Annotated in this window: 14 protein-coding genes and 2 pseudogenes; 8 read left to right on the top strand and 8 right to left on the bottom strand. The window is 65.9% G+C overall.

Annotated features, from left to right (window positions below):
- Nucleotides 1-37: 37 nt before the first annotated feature.
- Nucleotides 38-343 (bottom strand): helix-turn-helix domain-containing protein, encoded by a 306-nt coding sequence (locus tag O7595_RS16380; RefSeq protein WP_269729422.1) that lies wholly within the window; start codon nucleotides 341-343, stop codon nucleotides 38-40.
- Between the two features lie 138 nt (nucleotides 344-481).
- On the opposite strand from O7595_RS16380, the gene O7595_RS16375 reads away from it, so the two are divergent.
- Nucleotides 482-1501: a hypothetical protein gene (locus tag O7595_RS16375; RefSeq protein WP_269729421.1), complete on the top strand. Its 1020-nt coding sequence runs from the start codon at nucleotides 482-484 to the stop codon at nucleotides 1499-1501.
- Between the two features lie 133 nt (nucleotides 1502-1634).
- Here the strand turns inward: O7595_RS16375 and O7595_RS16370 are convergent, their stop codons facing one another.
- The 5 genes from O7595_RS16370 to O7595_RS16350 all read right to left on the bottom strand — a co-directional run bounded on the left by O7595_RS16370 (nucleotide 1635) and on the right by O7595_RS16350 (nucleotide 6052).
- A complete protein-coding gene (locus O7595_RS16370) occupies nucleotides 1635-2237 on the bottom strand; it encodes a hypothetical protein (RefSeq protein ID WP_269729420.1) in 603 nt (200 codons plus the stop codon).
- Nucleotides 2234-3580, bottom strand: coding sequence for a DUF58 domain-containing protein (locus tag O7595_RS16365; RefSeq protein WP_269729419.1), 1347 nt, complete (start codon nucleotides 3578-3580; stop codon nucleotides 2234-2236). The genes O7595_RS16370 and O7595_RS16365 overlap by 4 nt, the downstream gene beginning before the upstream one ends.
- Nucleotides 3577-4584, bottom strand: coding sequence for an AAA family ATPase (locus O7595_RS16360; RefSeq protein WP_269729418.1), 1008 nt, complete (start codon nucleotides 4582-4584; stop codon nucleotides 3577-3579). Before O7595_RS16360 ends, O7595_RS16365 begins: the two co-directional genes overlap by 4 nt.
- 65 nt (nucleotides 4585-4649) lie before the next feature.
- Nucleotides 4650-5186, bottom strand: coding sequence for a hypothetical protein (locus O7595_RS16355; RefSeq protein ID WP_269729417.1), 537 nt, complete (start codon nucleotides 5184-5186; stop codon nucleotides 4650-4652).
- Entirely contained in the window at nucleotides 5183-6052 is an 870-nt protein-coding gene (locus O7595_RS16350) for a DUF4129 domain-containing protein (protein ID WP_269729416.1), read from the bottom strand. The genes O7595_RS16355 and O7595_RS16350 overlap by 4 nt, the downstream gene beginning before the upstream one ends.
- Nucleotides 6053-6888: 836 nt before the next feature.
- On the opposite strand from O7595_RS16350, the pseudogene O7595_RS16345 reads away from it, so the two are divergent.
- The 6 genes and pseudogenes from O7595_RS16345 to O7595_RS33655 all read left to right on the top strand — a co-directional run bounded on the left by O7595_RS16345 (nucleotide 6889) and on the right by O7595_RS33655 (nucleotide 16768).
- A pseudogene (locus O7595_RS16345) lies at nucleotides 6889-8264 on the top strand (IS1380 family transposase).
- 568 nt (nucleotides 8265-8832) lie between these two features.
- Complete coding sequence (locus O7595_RS16340; RefSeq protein WP_269729415.1) at nucleotides 8833-12006, top strand: lantibiotic dehydratase; 3174 nt, start codon at nucleotides 8833-8835, stop codon at nucleotides 12004-12006.
- Nucleotides 12003-13283 carry a lanthionine synthetase C family protein gene (locus tag O7595_RS16335; RefSeq protein ID WP_269729414.1) on the top strand — a complete coding sequence of 427 codons (1281 nt, stop codon included), beginning with the start codon at nucleotides 12003-12005 and terminating at the stop codon, nucleotides 13281-13283. The genes O7595_RS16340 and O7595_RS16335 overlap by 4 nt, the downstream gene beginning before the upstream one ends.
- Before the next feature lie 17 nt (nucleotides 13284-13300).
- A complete protein-coding gene (locus O7595_RS16330; RefSeq protein WP_332328179.1) occupies nucleotides 13301-14485 on the top strand; it encodes a thiopeptide-type bacteriocin biosynthesis protein in 1185 nt (394 codons plus the stop codon).
- A gap of 89 nt (nucleotides 14486-14574) precedes the next feature.
- Nucleotides 14575-16476, top strand: coding sequence for an ATP-binding cassette domain-containing protein (locus O7595_RS16325; RefSeq protein ID WP_269729412.1), 1902 nt, complete (start codon nucleotides 14575-14577; stop codon nucleotides 16474-16476).
- A gap of 85 nt (nucleotides 16477-16561) precedes the next feature.
- The gene (locus tag O7595_RS33655) at nucleotides 16562-16768 is read left to right on the top strand and encodes a hypothetical protein (protein WP_332328178.1); all 207 of its coding nucleotides are present in this window, start codon (nucleotides 16562-16564) and stop codon (nucleotides 16766-16768) included.
- 367 nt (nucleotides 16769-17135) lie between these two features.
- Here O7595_RS33655 and O7595_RS16320 read toward each other — a convergent pair whose 3' ends face one another.
- Both O7595_RS16320 and O7595_RS16315 read right to left on the bottom strand, forming a co-directional pair.
- A complete protein-coding gene (locus O7595_RS16320) occupies nucleotides 17136-17501 on the bottom strand; it encodes a hypothetical protein (RefSeq protein ID WP_269729411.1) in 366 nt (121 codons plus the stop codon).
- A 34-nt stretch (nucleotides 17502-17535) separates the two neighbouring features.
- Nucleotides 17536-18042 carry a hypothetical protein gene (locus O7595_RS16315; protein WP_269729410.1) on the bottom strand — a complete coding sequence of 169 codons (507 nt, stop codon included), beginning with the start codon at nucleotides 18040-18042 and terminating at the stop codon, nucleotides 17536-17538.
- A gap of 470 nt (nucleotides 18043-18512) precedes the next feature.
- Here O7595_RS16315 and O7595_RS16310 point away from each other — a divergent pair.
- Nucleotides 18513-20092 (top strand): annotated as a pseudogene (locus O7595_RS16310) (alpha/beta fold hydrolase).
- Nucleotides 20093-20246 lie beyond the last annotated feature (154 nt).

The following is a 20246-nucleotide window of genomic DNA, read 5'->3' as shown; positions in this document are numbered from 1 at the left end:
GTCGGTCAGTAGTCGGGAAGCCAGCGATTCTGCGCGCCTAGCCATGATTGGTCTCCTCCGCGTTCGCGAGCACGTTCTGGGCCCACATCCGGGCGTCTTCCGGAAGCTCATCGAGGACATCAGGCTGTCCCGTGGAACCGGGGAGCAATGCTTCGGGTTCCACCTTCAGGGCCATCGCGAACGCGTAGAGCATGTGTAGAGCCACCCGCTGGCAGCCCTGCTCAATGTTGCTGATTGACGTGCGGTTGAGACCGACTGCCCTACCAAGTGACTGTTGATTCAGCCCAAGAGCCGTACGGGCTCGTCGCACCCGGTCGCCGAAGGCTTCGTAGAAATCGTCCATCAGTTCACATCCTCGCTGACTGGCGCTGGGTGTTCCATCCTGCCAAACGCTGTTTGTAAGACTGGAATCGCCTGGAGTTTGCGAAGATGGCGATCACGGGTATCGAGGGGAGAGCAGCCGTGACTGAAGGGAGCTCGGATGAGCGGCAAGTCGCTTGCGACTCTTCTTGAAGAGGGGCGTCGCGAGATTCAGGTGACTGACGAGGAGCTGGCTGAGGCCAAGCGCCGTAGGGGTCTCTTGGCGAAAGCCTTGCGACGGGCCTTCCCTGGGGCGAAGACCTACTTCAACGGGAGCGTTGCCCACGGCGACGCCAACTCGCCTCTGACTGACGTGGACCTCGGCGCGGTCCTTAGCAGAGCAGACGCCGCAGGCTACGGTCCGGACGGCCACGATGCGTTGTCCCTGATGGAGCGCGCACGCGACGTGATTCGTGAAGACCTCGAAGACGAGTTTCACCGGCTGACGGTTGAGGTTGCCGGTAGGCGTCGCGCTGTGCTTGTCCGCTTCGGTGACCCCGTCACCAAGCAGCAGGAGGACTTCACGGCGGACGTCATGACGGCGGTCCCTCACCCGTCCGGGAAGGGGTTGTACATCCCCAACATGGAGATCGCCGCCAAGTGGGATCATGCCGACCCCGTCGCCCACACCGAGATGGTTCTTCGTGCCATCGAGTCCACCGACGTGGTGTTCGCCAGGGCCGTGAGACTGCTTAAGCATTGGAACTGCAAGCACAGCAAGCCACTGTGCTCCTGGAATATCAAGGCGCTGGCCCTGGACTGCATCGAGACACCGATGCCCCTCATCGAAGCGCTGCAGGTCTTCTTCACGCATGCTGCCGAACAGCTCGAAGCCGGTCCCACCCCGGATCCTGCTGGAGTCGCTGGAGATATTCCGCTGGGGATGCCGATCAATGAGGTACGCAAGCGACTGCGTACAGCACGCGACTACGTGGACCGTGCCATCGAGCATCAGGTCGAAGGGCGGCCGCTCAGCGCACAGCACGCGCTCCATCAGGTGTTGCCCGAGATCGTGCCCGATGCTGACGCCACCGAGGAGGAGGCCGCGAGGCTTCGTCGTCTCGCGACGTCAGGCACGGCTCTCGCCAGCCTTGGGCTGGCCATCCCTCGGCCAACGCAGACTCGCGCCTGGGCGGCGTGACCGTGGGCCTCTGGTATGGAGCTCGGCTCGAATGGTGGGCGCCGCTCGAGCGCCTCCAACCGTAAGGACCACTCCCCGGTGCAGTGTGCGATCCTTCAACGATGCCGACGGTACGGCCAAGCGCGCTCGGCGGTCAGCCGGGCGGGCTGCGACGGGTGCGCAGCGCCAGTACCAGGCAAACCGTGGTCGCCGCGACGGCGAGTGAGGCGGGCAGACGTGCCCATGAGGTGCCCGCGACCGGCGCCTGAGCGGCGAGCAGTACCACTGCGGTCGCGGCGGCGGCCGCCAGTGCGGGTGTCGCCTGCGGGCGGCCGGGCGGGGCAGTGACACCGGCTGTCCATGCATCGGTGACGAGCAGGTAGGCAAGCAGCAGGGCGGCGATGCAGACGACCAGCCAGACCGGGGGGCCGGTGGCCGCGGCGACCGCGATCGCCGCCGCCGGCAGCACGGTCGTCCTGCGGCGGGCCGCGACGGTCCGCCAGCGCATGGAGGTCGAGACGGGGCGTGCGTCGACCATTGGAGCGGCCCACCACGCGGCCGCCGCCGCTCCGACCACCAGCACCCTGACCGGCAGCGGTGCATGCAGTGCGGCCGGTGGGTTGCAGGCGGCGACGGCAAGGGCCGTTCCGAGCAAGCGGTCGGTGATGCGGGAGGTGAGACGAGTGACGAGGAGGGCGGCTCGGCTGTCAGCCGGGGGTGTGCCTGGCCGGACGATCCGGGCGGGGGCGGTGGTCATCGGGCCCCCCCGTGGATGCGGGTGCGCAGCAGCGGCGCAAGGGCGATGTCGAGGGTCTCGCCGGGCCGGTGGGCGACGAGCGCGATGCCGCGTTTCACCAAGGCGAAGCGCATAGCATTGCGGTCGGCCCGCCACAGCCGCAGCGCGAGTTCGCCCTCGGTGTCGCCAGGTTCCAGGACCGGCTGGCCAGTGGGGATCTCGACCACGACCATCGGGTTGGCCCGTCCGCGCACCTGGTGCAGGATGTCGAAAATCCGCTGGTCGGTCAACGGCGTGATGACGTACACCAGCGCTCCTTCGGGCAACGCAGGTGGTGGGAGCAGGCTGAGTCCCTCCGTGCGGTACGCGCGGTCCTTGCGGACCTCCAGCACGCTCTCGACGATGCGGTAAAAGTACCCGTGGCCGCTTCCGGGTTGCAGCCAGCGGGTCGCGCCACCGATCGACACGACGCCGACCCGGTCGTGGGTGCGCAGGTAGGCGCGGACCAGCCCGGCAGCGGCTCGGAAGGTCTCGTCGAGCGAGGACGAACCGGTGACCGGGTCGACTACGTCGGCGAGCACATCCAGCAGCACCACGGTGTCGGCGGTGCGCTCCGCGGCGAACTGGTGGACTTGCAGGGCGCCGCGGCGGGTGGTGGCCGGCCAGTGGATCCGCCGCTGCCGTTCGCCGCGTACATACGGGTGCACGCCGATGACCTCGACGCCCTCGCCGCGCTGCACGGCGGTGTGCTCGCCGAGCCGCTGCGGCAGCCGGACGGGGATGGGCGTGAGGCTGGCGTGTGTGGACAGTGGGAAGACGGCGATCTCACCGAGTTCGGCTCGCACGGTGCGCAGGGCCAGCCCGCCGGGGTCGTAGACGTCGACGTCGACGGTGCCGAGTGTCCAGCGGCCCCAGCGCTGCGCTGTCAGGACGAGATCGACGCGGTGCGGGCCGACCGCGAGGTGATCGAGCCGGACCCCGTGACCGAGCATGACTCCGGGATCCAGACGGGCGGGTTCACCGTCGTAGGACAGTGTGATCCGCACCGTTAGCTGCTCGCCTTCGAAGCACTGCCGCGGCTCCACGTTGGCCTCGGCCGTCACCGTCTCCGGTCGCGGCCCGCTCGGCAGGGCGAGGGCGAGCAGCACCAAGGGTGTGGCGGCGAGGGCGAGTACCCAGGCGTGCCCGGTGACCAGCGCGGCGGCCAGCGCAACGACGGCCAACGTGGCCCACCGCAGCGCGCGTTCACCGGCGCGCCACCCGGGTGGAGGTGGCGGCGGGGGTTGGGTTGTTGCGCCGTGGCGGTCGTCCAGGGCCCGTTGAATGGCGGTGGCCGCTTTGCGGGCCGGCATGGGCTCCGTCATGACGCGATCGGCGTGCGCGGCAAGGTCTGCGGTGCGTGCACGGATTGCACGATCTCGCGGATCACGTCGTCGGCGTCGATCTGCCGGACCCACAGCTCTGGCTTGAGGGTGACGCGGTGCGCGAGGGCCGGCACCGCCACAAACTTGACGTCCTCAGGGGTCACATAGTCCCGCAGGTCCAGGACAGCACGAGCGCGGGCGAGCTGCACCAGGGCCAAGCCCCCGCGCGGAGAGGCGCCGACCTGGATATGAGGATGGGCCCGGGTGGCATGGACCAGCGCGACGACATACTCCAGCAGGTCGTCGTCCACCTCGACGCGGTCAACGGCGGCCCGCATGGCCAGCATCTCGTCCGGTCCGCTGAACGTGCGCAGCACAGCCTCGGGCGCCGCTCGATCGACACGCGCGCGCAGCATGCCTGCCTCCTCGGCCGCCGCCAGATAGCCCATGCGAACCCGCAGCAAGAACCGGTCGAGCTGTGCCTCGGGCAAGGTGTACGTGCCCTCGTACTCGATGGGGTTGGCGGTGGCGACGACCACGAAGGGCTTCGGCAGTGACCGGGTACTTCCATCGATGGACACCTGGGACTCGGCCATCGCCTCCAGCAGCGCGGCCTGGGTCTTGGGCGGGGTGCGATTGATCTCGTCGGCGAGCAGCAGGTGGGTGAAGACCGGTCCAGGCCGGAAGACCATCTCGGCAGTCCGTTGGTCGTAGAACGGAGCTCCGGTGACGTCGGAGGGCAGCAGGTCGGGGGTGAACTGGATGCGGCGGAAGTCCAGGCCGAGAGTGGTGGCGAAGGAACGTGCCAGCAGCGTCTTCCCGAGTCCCGGCAGGTCCTCAATGAGGACGTGGCCACCGGCGAGGATGCCGAGCATTACCAGCTCCAGCGGTTCCGCCTTGCCGACCACAGCAGTGCGGATCTCATCGATCACGGCCGCAGCCCGTTCGCCCGCCTGTCGGGGAGTCAGGGCGTCGTGGTCCGAGCTAGGTTGTGGACTGGTCACAGTCAGTTCCTCACGGGGCAGGGGGCGGGGGTGCGCGGGCTGCGGGGTCGGCCACAGCGCCACCGTCACAGGGCTTCCAGACGGTCGAGCAGGGAGCGCAGGACAGGCTCGGGGAGAGTGGGCTGCGGAGCGGTCGCCTCAGGATCGATCCACGGCCACAGCTCAGCTCCGATCAGCGCCCGGGCCCGCTTCGGGTTCCGGTACATTGCGACGCCGTGTCGTTCGGCCAGCCGAGCGGCGAAAAGCCGCTGCAACTGCGGTCGCATGACGGTGTCGAAGTGCACTTCGCCGTCGTCCGCGAAGGTGTTGGCCACGATGCGTTGCCATCCGCCGAGAGCCGGGGCCTGGCTGTCCAACAGGCGCACCGGCTTGTGATGGCCGCTGTCCTGGGCGGGGCCGCCCACGGCATAGCGCCCCAGGGCCAGCACGACTGCGGTGATGAGGGCGAGGCCGGTGGCGGCCGCGGCAGCACCGTTGGCCAGGGCCAGCAGCACTGTGGTTGCAACTGCGACGATGCCCAGTACGGCCAGCGAGTGGCGGACCGAACCGGGCGCTCCGAGTGAGGAGTTGACGATGGCCCGTATCCGGACGGGCGCCCTCATGATGTACCCGTCACGGCTTCGGGGCCAGGCGTCCGCGAGCGCAGGCCGTCGGCGATCTCGGCGAGCGCAAACGCGGCCCGGTCGCGGTGGCTGCCGTCCATCGGGTGTGTGGAGTATCGGGCCTCGCGGAACAGCGCTGTGAGCGCGGCGGCGGCCGCCCCCGTGGGCAGGCCGTCGGCGACGGCCCGCTCCAGCAGGTCCTGTGGGCTGTCCGAGGCGCGCCGGGTTACGCCGGAGTCGGCGAGCGACTTCTCCATGGCGGCATAGCAGGCGATGACGGCTGCGCGGGCGTCGGTGCCGTCCAGTAGGGCACGGCGCCCGGAGCCCACGGCCTGGGCCAGGCGCTCCTGCTCGTCGTCGAGCGTCGCGTACGTCGCCGGGGCCTCGGGCGCCGGTGGCCGGGTCAGATACCGCCACAGATGCAGCCCGGCGATCACGACGACCACGGCAAGCAGGGCGATGCCGAGACCGAGCAGGATGCGCGTCAGCCCGAAGTGCATGCTGTGGTCAGCGTGCTCGGCAGGCTGTGAGGGGAGCGAGGTCGGTACCGGGTCTTGCCGCGGGCTGGGAAGCGGTAACGACTCGTGGCCGCCACCGTGGCTGCTGTCGGACGAACTGAACTGGTGCAGGACTATGACGAGCAGCGGGACGACCAGCGTCGCGGCCAGCAGGACTCGACTCACGCCGTCAACCATCCGCTGTTCTACGCGGTTGAGTGACCGGGCGGCGCCGACCTGACCCTGGTACTTGTCGCGCAGCGCCAAGCCGCCAATGAGCGACAGCAGGGCGAGGCCGACCACGAGGACGGGGTTGCCGCCGAGCGGCCCGCGGCCCTTGGCTAAGAGGCCCGTGTCGGGGTGCAGCAACAGTGCTCCCAGGGCCGCTCCGCCCACCACCAGCGCCGTTAACCTGGCCTGAGCGGCGCCGATCTTGCGCCGTCCTTGGCCATCCGTACGCTCACGCCTCACCGCCACACCCCTTCCCTTGTGATCGGGAGCATCGCACACCGGTCGACAGCGTGTCAGCAGGGGGCAGGTTGCGTCCACGCTGGCCCGAGACGCTTGTCTATGACCCGGAGATGGTCGGTCTGCTTTGTGGTGTTGCGGAGGCGCAATTCGTTTGGAGTCTCGCGGTCCAGGATCTAGGAGGCGATCTTCCAGGCGGGCTGGGGGCTGGGCCCAGTGCGCTGGGGTAAAGAGGGTTCGGGCTTCCTGGCAGGTGCTCGGCCGCGCGTGGGGGCTCGAGAAATCCTGTGCGATTCTCGCAGACCACAGGCTCGCTGCCGAAGCGGTTGCCGCGCGTGCAGCGCACGTTTCCTAGCGACCTCGGATTCCTGCCATAACGCTCACCGGCCGGTACAGTCCTCCGCCGACACCGAAGGTGCGGCCTCCGTGCTCGCCGCCGACGCCGACGGTGTCGGTGCGGTCTTCCTGCAGCCCGCTGGTGCTGGTCTGGCGGCCGGACATCCCAAACTGAAACGGGGGTCAGCCGAGGCGTCCTCGGCGAAACCGAACCCGGCCTGTTCGCCCGCACGACGACTGAGGACGACCTCCCACTCGCGACCAGCGGTCCTTCCTTAACCTCGCGCTTTCACGAGGTGGCCTGTCCAGTGGCTGATCAGAAACGCAGAAAGTGCTCTTGACCTGCAACGATAGGACTTGCTGAGGGTCCCGTTGGCTGCAAGGAAAAGAGCACTTTCCAGGTGAGAGAGCCTACCGCGTCGTACCCGCGTGTCCGTGTCCAGGGGGATGGCCGCCAGGTGGTCTCGCAGGCCGGCTCGGTCCTGTTGCTGGAGACGGTCCGCAAGACCGGTCTGGATCAGGCGATATCGAAGGCGCTGGCGCCGTGGCGCAAGCCGCGGGCCGTCCACCACCCGGGCAAGGTCCTGCTGGACGTCGCCCTGGCGGTCGCACTGGGCGGGGACTGCCTCGCGGACATCGCCGTGCTGCGGTGCGAGCCGGCCGTCTTCGGCCCGGTTGCCTCCGATCCGACCGTCTCCCGTCTGATCGACGCCCTCGCCGCCTCCGGCGAGAAGGCTTTGCGGGCCGTCCGGTCCGCACGCTCCGAAGTCCGTGACCGAGTCTGGTCCTTGGCGGGCAAGGACGCCCCGGACGCCGACGGACAGGTCACGGTCGACCTCGACGGTGTCCTGGTGATCGCGCACTCCGACAAGGAGGACGCGGCCGCGACCTGGAAGAAGAGCTACGGCCACCATCCGCTGACGGCCTTCGTCGACCACGGACCGGGCGGAACCGGCGAACCGGTCGCCGCCCTCCTCAGGCCGGGGAACGCCGGCTCGAACACGGCCGCTGACCACATCACCACCGCCCAGCCGGCCCTGGCCCAGATGCCGAAGAAGTACCGGCGCGGGCGGCAGACGCTTGTCCGCACGGACTCCGCGGGCGGCACCCACGACTTCGTGTCCTGGCTCGCGAAACGCGGACGATGGCTGTCCTACTCGGTCGGCATGACGGTGACCGAGGCGATCCACGAACACGTGCTGAAGGTCCCCGCATCGGCCTGGACACCGGCCGTGGAGACCAGTGGTGAGGTCCGTGACGGGGCCTGGTCGCCGAGCTCACGGGCAAGCTACTGGACGGCTGGCCCAAGGGAATGCGGCTGATCGTTCGAAAGGAACGGCCCCACCCTGGCGCCCAGTTGAGGATCACGGACGCGGACGGCATGCGGATCACCTGCTTCGCCACCAACACTGCTGACCGGCCGATCGCCGAGCTCGAGCGCCGTCACCGGCTGCGGGCCCGGGCCGAGGACAGGATCCGGGCCGCCCGGGCCACCGGCCTGCGCAACCTGCCCCTCCACACCACAGCCCAGAACAAAGTCTGGCTCGAGATCGTCCAGATCGCCCTCGACCTGCTGGCCTGGATGCCCATGCTTGCGCTGACCGGCAAGGCCCGGCTCTGGGAGCCCCGCCGCCTGCGGCTCCGCCTGTTCACCACGGCCGGACAGCTCGTCACCACCGGCCGCCGGCGGATCCTCCGCCTCGCCCAGCACTGGCCCTTCACCGCCCACATCACCGCAGCCCTCAAACGGCTCGCACTCCTGCCGAACCCCGGCTGACCAGCGGATCCACCCGCCCCTACGACAGCCCCTCACCACCCGGAGCAGTGGAACCCGGCGCCACCCCGAGACGACACTCGGCCCCTCAGCCTGCACAGACTCAACCCACAGCACGGAAACGGACCACCGACTCCGTCGGCGGCCCGTCACGAAACTTCGAGGTTAACCTCAAGCACGAAACGGACAAGAACTCACGTTCCGCACTCTGATAGACCCGGTCGAAAATCGGCCACTGTTGAGGAATCTTATTGACGCTTGATCAAATATCAACCTAGCCTCCTTCGAGATCACTCGACCGACCGATCCGGCATCATTCGAGCATTAAATCTCAGGGAGTCAATGTGAGTACTGCCACGCCAACGACCCCGATCATGGACTTCGATCTCACGGAGCTGGAGCTGGAGATTGAAGAGGTCGTTGTTGCGACTTCGTCGTCACCCGACATGGCCGTAACGCACTGGACATGCGAATCCGACGGATACACGTCGTTGGCGGCAACCGGGGGATGTAACCCGCCGTGTTGCTGAAAAGTTGACCGTCTTGTCGTGCAGGCCATGCCCCTTTGGGCATGGCCTGCACGGTCATCGCCGATGCTTCGAAACCGCTATTGGGAAAACCCTTGACACCGGATTACATCCCATTTGGAATCTGCACGTTTAGGTCCTCGACTCTCCCCGATACACGATTCCGGCGGATCGTGGACCAGTTGGCGGCTGAGGCGCGGCCTGCGAGGACAGTGTTGGAGAAATACGTACGCGAACTGGCTGGTGATCCGGTTCTCCTCGAAGCCGTCGCGGTCTCCAGCACGTCGCTCGCGCAGGCGCTACAGGGGGTTGCTGCCGGGCACCAACTCAGCTACCGCCGCCTACTCAAGCTAGCTCAGTCGGTGACCCGGTACGCCTTGCGTATCACGGGACGGGCAACGCCCTTTGGCCTGCACGCTGGTGTGGGACGGGCAAAGTTTGAGCGGACGGCCGCTTTCTATACGACAGGTGTGGCACGCAAGGGCATCAGGCCGGATGGGGAATGGTTGGATGACCTCGTGCGTCGATGGCGGGGTGATCGGCAGGCTCGGGACGGGCTGCGCGTGGTTGCGAACAACCTAGCTCAGGTGCGGGGCGATCGTCTCTTGTTGCCCTACGTCCGAGCCCAGGCGGGAGAATCGGCGGGTGGCCGACAGACCAAGATCAAGTTGACGGGTGTGCTACGCGCGACCCTGGAAGCCGCGCGCACTCCTATCGGCTACGCCGATCTGTGCGCCCGACTTCAGCAGATGATGCCGCAAAGTACCGAAGATGCAGTCGATCGGTACCTGTCCGGACTGCTGGAGCAAGAAGTCCTTCTAGACGACCTCGCCAGCCGCGTCGAGAAGACCTGGACGAACCACTCGACGGCGAGCACGTCCCCGTCGTCACCCCTGTGCGACCTGAAGGCCGTCTTGACGCTCAGTGACGCTTATGAACGAAAGCCGGTAGGAGGCGGTCTCGAAGCCTGGACGGCCTTGACGGGCGGAACCCATTCGCCAGGCCAGGCACAGTCCAACCTCCACATCGACCTCTGCTCCGATGCTCACGTCACGCTGCCGCATTCCGTACTACGGGAGGTGGAGCGATACGTGAACGTTTTGTGGGCAATCGCTCCGGCGGGACGGTACGCGCCGCTTCGCGCGTACCGCCAAGCGTTCTTGGAGAAGTACGGAGCCTTCGGCGCGGTGCGATTGGGCGACCTCGTTGACTCCGCTCGAGGATTAGGCTTCCCCATTTCCTACCGCGAACGGAATGCGGCCGGGCAGCACTGGGGGCATGAGGGCGGAGCGGAAGCACACCGCGGGCGGGCCGATGCGCTGGCCGCCTTGGTCCACCGCGGCCTCACAGCCCCCACACGCGAGGTCCACCTGACCGGGACGGAACTGGACGCCTTGCGTACCGAGAAGGATCACCCTGCCTTCGACACTATCGAGGCGTTCGTGCAATTGCTCGCGAAGGACGTGCACGCCATCGATCGCGGTGAGTATCTCCTCGTCCCGTCACCGACCGCCGGCACCCACCTAGCCGGTGCCACGACTGGTCGCTTCACCCATCACCTCGGTGCCCATGCCGACGACATCCTGCGAGGAATCCAGGATGCGCACCCACAGGCACTGCCCGCCCAGGTGACTTTTCTTCCCGCCAAGCGCCGGGTCCGCAATGTTATGTCGACAGCGATAATCACCCCGGCGCACATCCCGGTCGGGATATACGCCGAGTCGGATGCCACGGAAGCTTTGGAATGGCCGGAGTTGTTGATCGCCGATGATGGCAAGCGGCTGCGCTGTTACCTTCCCGATGGCTCGCGCGAGGTCTTGCCATTGATGTTGAGTAACGTCACTCTGGCCACCCACGCGCCTGACGTGGCACGTCTGTTGACAGACCTGCGCTTCACCGACAAGCACAAGTCCTGGGGACCGTGGGACTGGGCCGAATTCAGGCACATTCCGGTGCTACCACGTGTCAGGATGGGACGTACAGTTCTCTCCCCACTAACTTGGGCAATCAGCAGCGAACTACGGAGGGCAGCCGAGAGTACGGACGCAGGGACGTGGCACGCGGCTTTGGGGGAGTGGCGCGAGGAATTCGGCGTACACGAGCGTGTCATGGTCCGCTATCGGGACCTCGGTTACGAGATCAATCTCGACAACCGTTTCCAGTCGGAGATGTTGCGTCGTGATGTCGCCGCGAGATCTCAACTAATCATCACCGAAAGCCCGCACGTCCTGGCCGGTGGTGACGCCTTCGGGTGGGCCCAGGGTAGAGCGACAGAACTGGTCATGCCCTTCAGGGCACACGTCGCGGACAGCCACACACCCGCCACCGCTCCGGGACGCCGCTGGCAGCGCACCGCCCACCGACCGCGCCGCTTGCCGGGTGGTAGTTGGGCCTACGTCCAAATCGCTGTGGATGCCGCAATACAAAACGACCTCCTGGTCGACCGGATCTCGCCGTTCCTGGGCGACCTAGGTGACCAGGCGCGCCGTTGGCATTTCGTCCGCTACCAGGTACCAGACGATCACCTAAGGCTGCGGATCCAGGGACACTCGGACTCTGTCACCGAAACGGTGTGGCCGCGTCTGCTGCGGGCCTTGGACTCCTGGCAGGATGATGGGTTGTGCAGCGGATTCCGGATTCTTCCCTACGAGCCGGAAGTGGACCGCTATGGCGGCAGCCTCGAGGTCATGTCGTTCGCAGAGGATCTGTTCCATCTCGATAGCCGGATGGCGGTGGAACAATTGCGCCCGTCTCGCGCAGCCGCGCGTAGCCGCCTCTCGCGTAGCGTGTTGTGCGTAGCAAACTACGCGTTGTTGTTGGACGCGCTCGGCGAGTGGGACTGGCGGCAGTGGTCTCATCGGGCGCTTCGCCTGCGCAATGACGGACGGTTGGAGCGTCACGAGATCGACCTGACTCATCAGATCTTCACCGCATCCTCTCCCGTCGCGTTCCTTGAGGACGCCTACGGTGACGGGTCCTTCCTGGACGCGTGGCAGTCCTCGTCCGAAGGTCGCCGCCTGGGGAAGGCGTTTGGCGCGACAGGAACCGGTCCGGCCGACGGCAGCGCCGCTGCGTACTCGCTGCAAAGTTTGTTGCACATGCAGCACAATCGGCTGTTCGGTATAGACACGGCCGCCGAGGAATCCAGTCTCATGCTGCTGAGCCACGTCTCCCGGTCCCTGGGCCGCCGGCCTCACGTTCAGGTAGACCGAGGATGAGCGCCGAGCATGCAGCCGTGGCCGCAGCCCTAGCCGATGAAATTACGGCCAGGTTGACCGACCCGAATGACATGACGAAAGGCCTGGAATCAGCGTCAACCTTGCCGGGCACGCTGGTCTCGCTTGGGCGGGGGCAAAGCGGCATCGCGTTGCTGCATCTGGCCCGAAGTCTTGTGGATCCCACCGCAATCACGACAGCTCACCGCTTCCTCCAACGGGCCAGGGAGGGGCTGTCCCGACAGGAACTGCGCCAGTCCGGGATCTACGGCCCTCTCGAAGGTCTCGGCTTCGCCCTGGAGTTAACCTGCCGCGCAACTGGTGACTACGCGAGTGCCCTCACAACCCTAGACGCGATGATCAGTCGGCGCGTATGCGCTGTGACCGCAACGCTCCACGCCGACCCGATCGGCTCTGTTATGCGTTTCGACACTATCTCTGGCATTGCCGGTATCGGTCGTTACCTTTTGTTGCGCCAACGCCGCACCGATCTAGAGGCGGTCTTGGACGCCCTAGTAGTGATGACTGCCCTACGCCCTTACCGCAACAACAGCCGTGTTCCCGGCTTCTGGTCATCAACCCCCCCGACATCGCAGTTTGCGCCGCCCGACCAGGACTGGAGTGCCGGCCATCTCAACCTCGGCCTGGCCCACGGCATCGCCGGGCCTCTAGCTTTGATGGCCCTGGCCGTCATCGAGGGCTGTGAGGTGGAAGGGCAGCGCGCGGCCATCGAGGAACTCGCCGAACTCCTGCTGTCGCAGTCGGCCAAGGACGAATACGGCCAACACTGGCCTCCATACATCAGCCTCGCACAATGGCAAGGACGAGCCTCCACAGGACGCCGCGGTCGAAGCGCATGGTGCTATGGAACTCCCGGAATTGCGCGCGCGCTACAACTGGCCGCTACCGCACTCGACAGCACCCACTTGCATGCGTCCGCCGAGAACGCGATCGCTGGCATGCTCGACACCCCGCCTCCGCGATGGCAGACCGAGCACTGGTCGATCTGCCATGGCGAAGCCGGCGTTTTACACCTGTTGTCGTTCTTTGAGAAGAGCCGTATCGGCGTCCAGGTAAGCAAAGCTCGTGATCAGGTAGCGCAACGCATCATTTCCCGCTTCGCAGACAACATCCCTACCTTCCGCGTTACCCACCCCGACGGCCCTCACGTAGATGTCGCCGGATATTTGGAAGGCGCCGCCGGTCTAGCCCTTGCCCTTGACGCCTATGCTGGCCGTGCGCAAGCAGTCGCGTGGGACACCGCACTCTTGGTCAACTGAATCCAACAGGACGCCCGATGAAACCCGCTCGTTCAGCAATTGCGCAGACACTGCGGCACTGGGCTGACGCTCTCGACCCAGTTTCGCAATCCATCCAGCCAGCCATGGACGTCTGTCGGGAGGGGGGTACCGCACTCAGCATAGAGGGTTGGCCGCAACCCACAGCGCGCGAATGGGTTGAATGCCGCCTGACCATCGGGGGTGCAACACGACCTGGCCAGTTGCCGACACGGCTGCTGGACCTAGTCACTAACGGCTTGGATAATGACCTGTTTCAGGACTTCTTCTTTATGTCCAAGCCCCCCGGCCTGCGCATACGATTTCACGCCGGACCGGCAGGAATCCGCCAGCTAACCGAACGTCTCCGCAGGGACATGGCGCGCCTACAGCACGACGCCTTAATCGACGCATGGCATTTCGCCGTCTACGAACCCGAGACCCACCTCTTCGGCGGTAAGAGCGCCATGACCGGCGTGCATCGCCTCTTCACCGCCGACTCAATCGCCTGGCTGCGCCACCATGCCAGCAGCACATCTTCCACCTCACCGTGGATTGTCTCCCTCAACATGCTTCACGCCCTCTTCGAAGCCATGGGCATCACCGGCTGGGAGGACCTGGAAGTATGGGAGCACTGCCGTCGTTCCGCAAACCGCCGCCTCGCAAGCCCTCCGTCGGACGCCTTCACCACCTCCGCTACCAAGATAGCGGCGCTCTGGTCGCACCCCGACCGCCTCGAGTCGCTGCTCGATATCCCTACACGTCAACTCCTCGCCGACTTTGCCCAATCCGTCGGCGAGGTGTGCGGGCAGTGGATTCCTGACTACTTCCACGCCGAGCACGCTCTCATCGGCCCCCTGCGAAGCCGCGGCGTTCCTCACCGTCTACCACTGGAACCGCGCTGGTTTGGAGTTCGCCCGGCAAATACTCATCACCGAAGCCCTAGCCGATCGCTCCCGACTTGCAAGGAACTAGCGGCAGCACCTATTGATGGAAAACTCTTGCGGTTCCTGCCATTAGCGCGCGACACTGCAGGTCAGCGGCCTAAAAGGAGGAAACCGAAGAGTTTCCTATCAATGGTGAGCGGTGTGCATCGTCAAGTCGCCGTCCGGTGTGAATGGCGAGTTGGGTACTCGAGTGGGCGGCCCAGAAAAGATGGCTTGTGCTTACAGTTGTTTGCCGCTGCAGACGTATTGGCTTGCTGACGAGCGAGGAAAGTACACCGCGTACGACAATCCCTAGCCCATTTTCACACGTAAGCCTACGCAGTCAACCCATTTCAGGAGCCCACTTGATGCCTGTCAACGCCGAGGCCGCAACGCCAGTCACAACCTATCCTGAATCGCTTCCCCCGCCGCCCCCAGCCGAAATCAAGTACAGCAGTGAACACCTCAGGAACCCTCTCGAACAGGTGTCATTCAAGCACCTATGCTCGAAACTTCCCTCTGTAATGCGGAGCATTGCGCGGATGGCCTGGCGGATTGATCCGTGGGGCGTACTGCTGTTGCTAGCTTGCCAGCTAGCGACCGGCGTAGCCGCTGGAGTCCTGCTGTCCGCCACGGCCGATGTTATGCAGCCTCTCCTCGGTTCCGGCCCGGTCGAGGAGCGGCTGCGGAACGCGGTGCCCGCTCTGCTGATCGTTGCGGCTGCCGCCGCTCTCGCCCGACTCGCCGGCGCCCTGGCGATGTACGGTGAGCGTCGCATCACCCCTAGGCTCGTGACTGAAGCGGATGCCGCCTTGGTAGAGGCAATCTGCCGTGTTGAGGCCGACGCATATGCGGTCGACGGCTTTGCGGACCGGCAGGAAGCGGCCGAGATGGGCGTGACGCGCACTCATGCCATGATCAACGACGCCCAGCGATTCATGACTGCTCTGATTCGTCTGGTCACGGCCAGCGGGGTGCTATCAGTGCTGCATCCGCTGATGCTCCCGCTGCTGGTTCTCGCGGTGCTCCCGGCCGGCATAGGGGCCGTACGGTCCGCTCGGGTGGACTACGAGATCCACTATGCGAATGTGGCAGATCGAAATGTGCGCGGCATGATGCGCTGGTGGGCGACGAGTTCGAATTTCGCCGATGAAGTGCGTGCCAACAATATGGCCGACTACCTGCTGTTCTGGCATCGGTCACTGTCCGAGCGGGTTGACCATCGCACCATCACCGCTGCTCCCCGCACGCTGCGCATTGGTCTGGTGGCCTCGGCAGTCGGCGGCCTCCTCCTCATAGCCACCTGGACCGTGCTCGGCTGGCTGGCGGTGACCGGGCGCGTGGCGCCGGCAATCGCCGCCACGGCAGTCGTCGCTGTACAGACGATCCTGGCCGCTCTGTCTCAGATCGTGACTAATGGAGCGGCTGTATTCCATACGAGCCTGTATTTGAACGACATGCAAACGTTTTTGGACATTGCCGAGCAGCATGCCTCCCGACGGGGCGAGCTAAACGTCTCTGTGCCACTGGAGAAAATCGGGCTGGAGAACGTGTCCTACCAGTACCCAGGCAGGAGCGCACCAGCCGTCGACCGAGTGTCACTGACCCTGCGCCGGGGTGAGATCCTCGCGATCGTCGGAACGAATGGGTCCGGCAAGTCGACGCTGACCCGTCTAATCGCTGGAATTCATCTGGCTGGCGAGGGGCGCGTTACTTGGAACGGCACTGACCTAGCTCTCGCCGACCCCTCGAGCGTATGGCGGAACACAGGCCTGGTGCCCCAGCTCTTCGCACAGTGGCCGCTGACGGTCCGCGAGAACGTAACTCTCGGTCAACCTCGCACCTCCGGCGATGCATGCGTGTGGGAAGCGATCGACGCCGTCGGTATGCGTGAGGTGGTCGAGCAGCTCCCTAACGCCCTCGATACGCTCCTCGCCCGCGAGGTCTACGGCGGAGTGGAGCTCTCCGGCGGCCAGTGGCAACGCCTGGCTTGCTCGCGAGCGCTCTACCGCAAGCCTGCGCTCCTCGTTCTGGATGAACCCACCTCCAACATGGACCCGCGAGGAGAGCACAGCATCTTCGAAAAAATCAAGGCTCACTCCAACGGCTGCATCACCATCGTGGTGACGCACCGTTTGGAGAACACCAAGATCGCCGACCGTATCATCTGCATGGAGGACGGCCGCATCGTCGAGCAGGGCGACTACAACTCCCTCGTTAGCGCTAATGGTCTCTTTGCTGAACTGCTAACCCTAACGCAGGATCGATAACAGGATATTTAGACGCGTCCGTGGTCACCACGCGCGCCCTGCTCATGCGCGGGAGAACATCATCGACACTGTTGCCGCCCGAGCGATGATTTGTATCCACGGCGGTGCAGGCTTCGGCAAGACGCTCGTCGTCAACACCTGCTTGCGCGGACTCGAACCGCACGAGGATGTCAGCAGACCGCTCTTGCTTTCCGCAAGGGCCAAAAGAGCACCACCTCACCCTGGGGCAACGCGGCCCGTGTCGTCAGCGCCCTGCTGGGCCCGTGCTGGCTGGCCGCAGAAATCACGGTGATCGACGCCGCAGCCACCGCCTTCACCACTGGCGGCGACATCGCCGCGGGATCACAGCCACTGGGAGCCGAGCCCGAAGCGTTCGCCCAACGGTCACCGACCCACCGCTACAGCCTCTCGGAGTCTAGCCGACCTACTGGCGTCGCTCTGATAAGGGAAAATGGACCGCTTCAGCAGTACGTCGATCACGCTCAACTTCCAAGATCCCCGACAGCGTCAGGCACTCACGACGTCGTGGCCGAGCTCCCTGGCGGCATACACGGCCACCAACACGGTCTTCGCCACGGGGCAGGGCAGTCGGTCCCGGTCTGGTGCTCAGGGCGACAGTCGCTCCCGCCGGCCGCACGACGCAGCAGCCCTTGCTCTGTTCACCGTTCGGTGGACCGCCCCAGGCTCTTGATCTTCTCGAAGGGGTAGGCGCCCACCGTCACCACGGCCAGGCCGTAGACGGCGAGGACTACAAGTCCCCAGGTTCCGACCGTTCGGCCACCGCCGCTCATGATGACCGTGCCGATCGGCACCAGCGGGGCGAAGCTGAGCACCGCGGCCCCGGTGCACCAGAATGCCACCAGGTCATTCGCCCGTTTCCTCAGGCCGGGGTCGGACTTGACCTCCGCGGGGACCTCGTACCCGTCGGACCGGTCACAGACCTTGCCCCGGTACCCGGTGCGTGCGGCCAGCGAAGCGGCCAGGCCCAGCACGAGGAAGCAACCGAAGATGAAGATGTAGGCCATGGATGCCCCGGGGTTGTCGCGGTGCCGAGCGGCGTCAGCGGATGTACTTGATGATGAAGGCGATCGTCATGTTGATGGCCTTGTTCTTGACCCAGCCCGGCAGGAACTTCCAGACGACGCCCCCGATCTCGCCTCCGAGGCAGCCGATGACGGCGTTCCTGACGTAGGTCTTCTTGCTTGAGGCCTTGCCTGCCGCGATGTCGCTGAGCACCGAGGTGGGGATGCTGGCCAGCGCGCCCTTCGCGCACCACGCCGCGGCACCGATGGCCGCCGCGGCGATCGGGAAGGCGAAGCCCCCGTTCCGGCTCATGGCCCTCTCCATCTCGGCCAGCGCCTCCGGGCCCATCTCCTGCTCGATGAACTGGCGCTGCTCGGACGTCAGTTCAGGAGCCTGCGTCGCGGAGGAGGCAGCCACGGTACGAGCCGTTGCCCGGCTGTCGTCGGCGGCGGTGGCGCTGGGAGCCGCGGTGGCGAGCAGGGCGGCACTGGTGACGGCGGCTATTCCGGCCAGAGAGACGCGGCGCGTGGGGGTATTACGCATGTTGGGATTCCCCAGTAGTCGTTCATTCGTCTCCAGGTCAGGGAGACGGTTCCGTGGTCCTCACCTCCAGGGCGTGGAGGTGACCACGGACGAGACTCTGACATCCCGAGGGAGGTCCGGCATAAGAGAAGACGCGTGAAAAGGATCACGACTACCGACCGGAACGACCCGCTCGAAGTAGGCCTCTTGGTGAAGACGCCGGTGGAATCGCAACTGGCACCGCAAGGAAGCCAAGAAATTCCTGAAACGCGGATCAATCGAGATTGTACACGACTCAACTTTATTTTCAGAACGCCACTTGAGATAGATGGCAAAGAGCCGAGCCTGGTTGTCCGACTCCAGCACTATCCGCCCCAACTCCCCGTACGTCCACGGTGGGAGAAGCACTGACCTGTGGAGGGATCAATCCGCACAACGCGCACGGCAGGGTGGGTGCGTCCCGTACGCATCGACACAAGGACCCAACGCGCGTGCGCAACAGCCGAATAGCCCTCTTCCTGGCGGTCGGCGCCGTCACCCCGCTGGTCCCCGTGCTGACCCCCGGCACCGCGTCCGCCGCCGAGAACTCCCTGCGCCCTTACCTCCAGCAGAAACCGGCTTGGCACCGCTGCGACAAGGAGCTGCCCGCCTCCCTTCAGTGCGCCACCATCAAGGTGCCGCTCGACTACGGCAGACCTGGCGGCAAGAAGCTCGACCTGGCGATTTTGAGGACGAAGACGAGCACCAAGAACGAACGGCGCGGTGTGCTGCTGCTCAACCCGGGTGGTCCGGGCGGGCCGGGTGTCGACATGCCTCAGTACATGGCCGGCGAGCTGCCGAAATCCGTGAAGAACAAGTACGACCTCGTCGGCTTCGACCCGCGGGGCATCGGCCAAAGCTCCCCCGTCGGCTGTGGCCTGACGCCCGACGAGCGGAACTGGGAACGGCCGTACAAAGCCGAGACGTTCACCAAGGACGTGAAGTGGGCCCGGACCGTCGCGGAGAAGTGCGACAAGAAGCAGGGCGACAAGCTGCGCCACATCACCACTCGCAACACCGCCCGGGACATGGACGTCATCCGCGCCGTGCTCGGCGAGAAGAAGATCTCCTATCTCGGCTACTCCTACGGCACCTACCTCGGCGCCGTGTACACGCAGATGTTCCCGATACGCGCCGACCGCTTCGTACTGGACAGCGCCGTCGACCCGGCCCGTATCTGGCGCGGGATGATCCAGGTCTGGGCGGAGGGCGCCGAGCCCGCCTTCACCCGATGGACCGAATGGACCGCCGCACGGCACTCCACTTACAAGCTGGGCCGGACTCCCGAGGCGGTCCGGGGGACCTTCTACGGCCTGGTCGCCCAGGCCGACCGCAAGCCTTTCGACCTTGACGCACGCTGCTGACCGGCGACGACATCCGCGGAGGCTTCCGGGGCATGTTCTTCGGCACGCGCGACGCCGCCGAAGCGGTCGCCGAGCTGAAGAAGGCCGCCGCCGGAACTCCCCAGTCCGCCGACCGGGAACTCAAGACGCCCGAGCCCGTTCCGCCGTCCTTCGGCCGGACCGTGCCCGAGGACAACGGCGACGCCGGCTTCTGGGCCGTCGTCTGCGCCGACACCCGCGCCTGGCCGCGCGACCCCGAGCAGTACCGCAAGGACGCGATCCGGGACAAGGCCAGGTACCCGCTGTACGGCGACTTCGCCTCGCACATCAAGCCGTGCGCCTTCTGGAAGAAGAACGGCAGCGAGCCTGCCACCCGGATCGGCAACACGGTACGCGCGCTGATCCTCCAGAACGAGTGGGATTCCCAGACGCAGCTGACCAGTGGCCAGGGCCTGCGCCGCGCCATGAAGGGCTCCAAGATGGTCACGGTCGCCGGAGGCGTCGGACACGGCATCTACGGCACCAAGTCGTGCGCCGACAAGACGGCCACCACCTACCTGACCACCGGCAAGCTCCCCGCGAAGGACGTCACCTGCAAGGCCGCTCCGGCCGCGGACGAACGCCACACCCCCAACCGGCTGCCGCTCCCGACACCGCCGGGCGTCCCGGGGATGGTCAGCCGCTTCTGACCGCCAGCCGTCTTGGAGGTCCTCCGCCTGCGGGAGACAACGTGGGGGCTACCTGCACGGTGGGAAACGATCATCCCGAGCGCGGGAAACGATCTTCGGAGCCTCTGCGTCACCGCTGACCAGCGCATTCCGTCGGTGCCCCACGGTGAGAAAC

Origin of the sequence: Streptomyces sp. WMMC940, from assembly GCF_027460265.1 — a bacterium.
Taxonomy (GTDB): domain Bacteria; phylum Actinomycetota; class Actinomycetes; order Streptomycetales; family Streptomycetaceae; genus Streptomyces.
The sequence above is the reverse complement of the archived record's forward strand: the minus strand, read 5'-3'. Positions and strand labels throughout refer to the sequence as shown.

Excerpts from the sequence above, each read along its gene's own strand:
- O7595_RS16325 (WP_269729412.1), top strand. The coding sequence starts at position 14,575 with ATGCCTGTCAACGCCGAGGCCGCAACGCCAGTCACAACCTATCCTGAA.
- O7595_RS16340 (WP_269729415.1), top strand. The coding sequence starts at position 8,833 with ATGGCCTGCACGGTCATCGCCGATGCTTCGAAACCGCTATTGGGAAAA.
- O7595_RS16375 (WP_269729421.1), top strand. The coding sequence starts at position 482 with ATGAGCGGCAAGTCGCTTGCGACTCTTCTTGAAGAGGGGCGTCGCGAG.
- O7595_RS16315 (WP_269729410.1), bottom strand. The coding sequence starts at position 18,042 with ATGCGTAATACCCCCACGCGCCGCGTCTCTCTGGCCGGAATAGCCGCC.
- O7595_RS16320 (WP_269729411.1), bottom strand. The coding sequence starts at position 17,501 with ATGGCCTACATCTTCATCTTCGGTTGCTTCCTCGTGCTGGGCCTGGCC.
- O7595_RS16365 (WP_269729419.1), bottom strand. The coding sequence starts at position 3,580 with ATGACGGAGCCCATGCCGGCCCGCAAAGCGGCCACCGCCATTCAACGG.
- O7595_RS33655 (WP_332328178.1), top strand. The coding sequence starts at position 16,562 with ATGATTTGTATCCACGGCGGTGCAGGCTTCGGCAAGACGCTCGTCGTC.
- O7595_RS16370 (WP_269729420.1), bottom strand. The coding sequence starts at position 2,237 with ATGACCACCGCCCCCGCCCGGATCGTCCGGCCAGGCACACCCCCGGCT.
- O7595_RS16330 (WP_332328179.1), top strand. The coding sequence starts at position 13,301 with ATGAAACCCGCTCGTTCAGCAATTGCGCAGACACTGCGGCACTGGGCT.
- O7595_RS16335 (WP_269729414.1), top strand. The coding sequence starts at position 12,003 with ATGAGCGCCGAGCATGCAGCCGTGGCCGCAGCCCTAGCCGATGAAATT.
- O7595_RS16380 (WP_269729422.1), bottom strand. The coding sequence starts at position 343 with ATGGACGATTTCTACGAAGCCTTCGGCGACCGGGTGCGACGAGCCCGT.
- O7595_RS16355 (WP_269729417.1), bottom strand. The coding sequence starts at position 5,186 with ATGAGGGCGCCCGTCCGGATACGGGCCATCGTCAACTCCTCACTCGGA.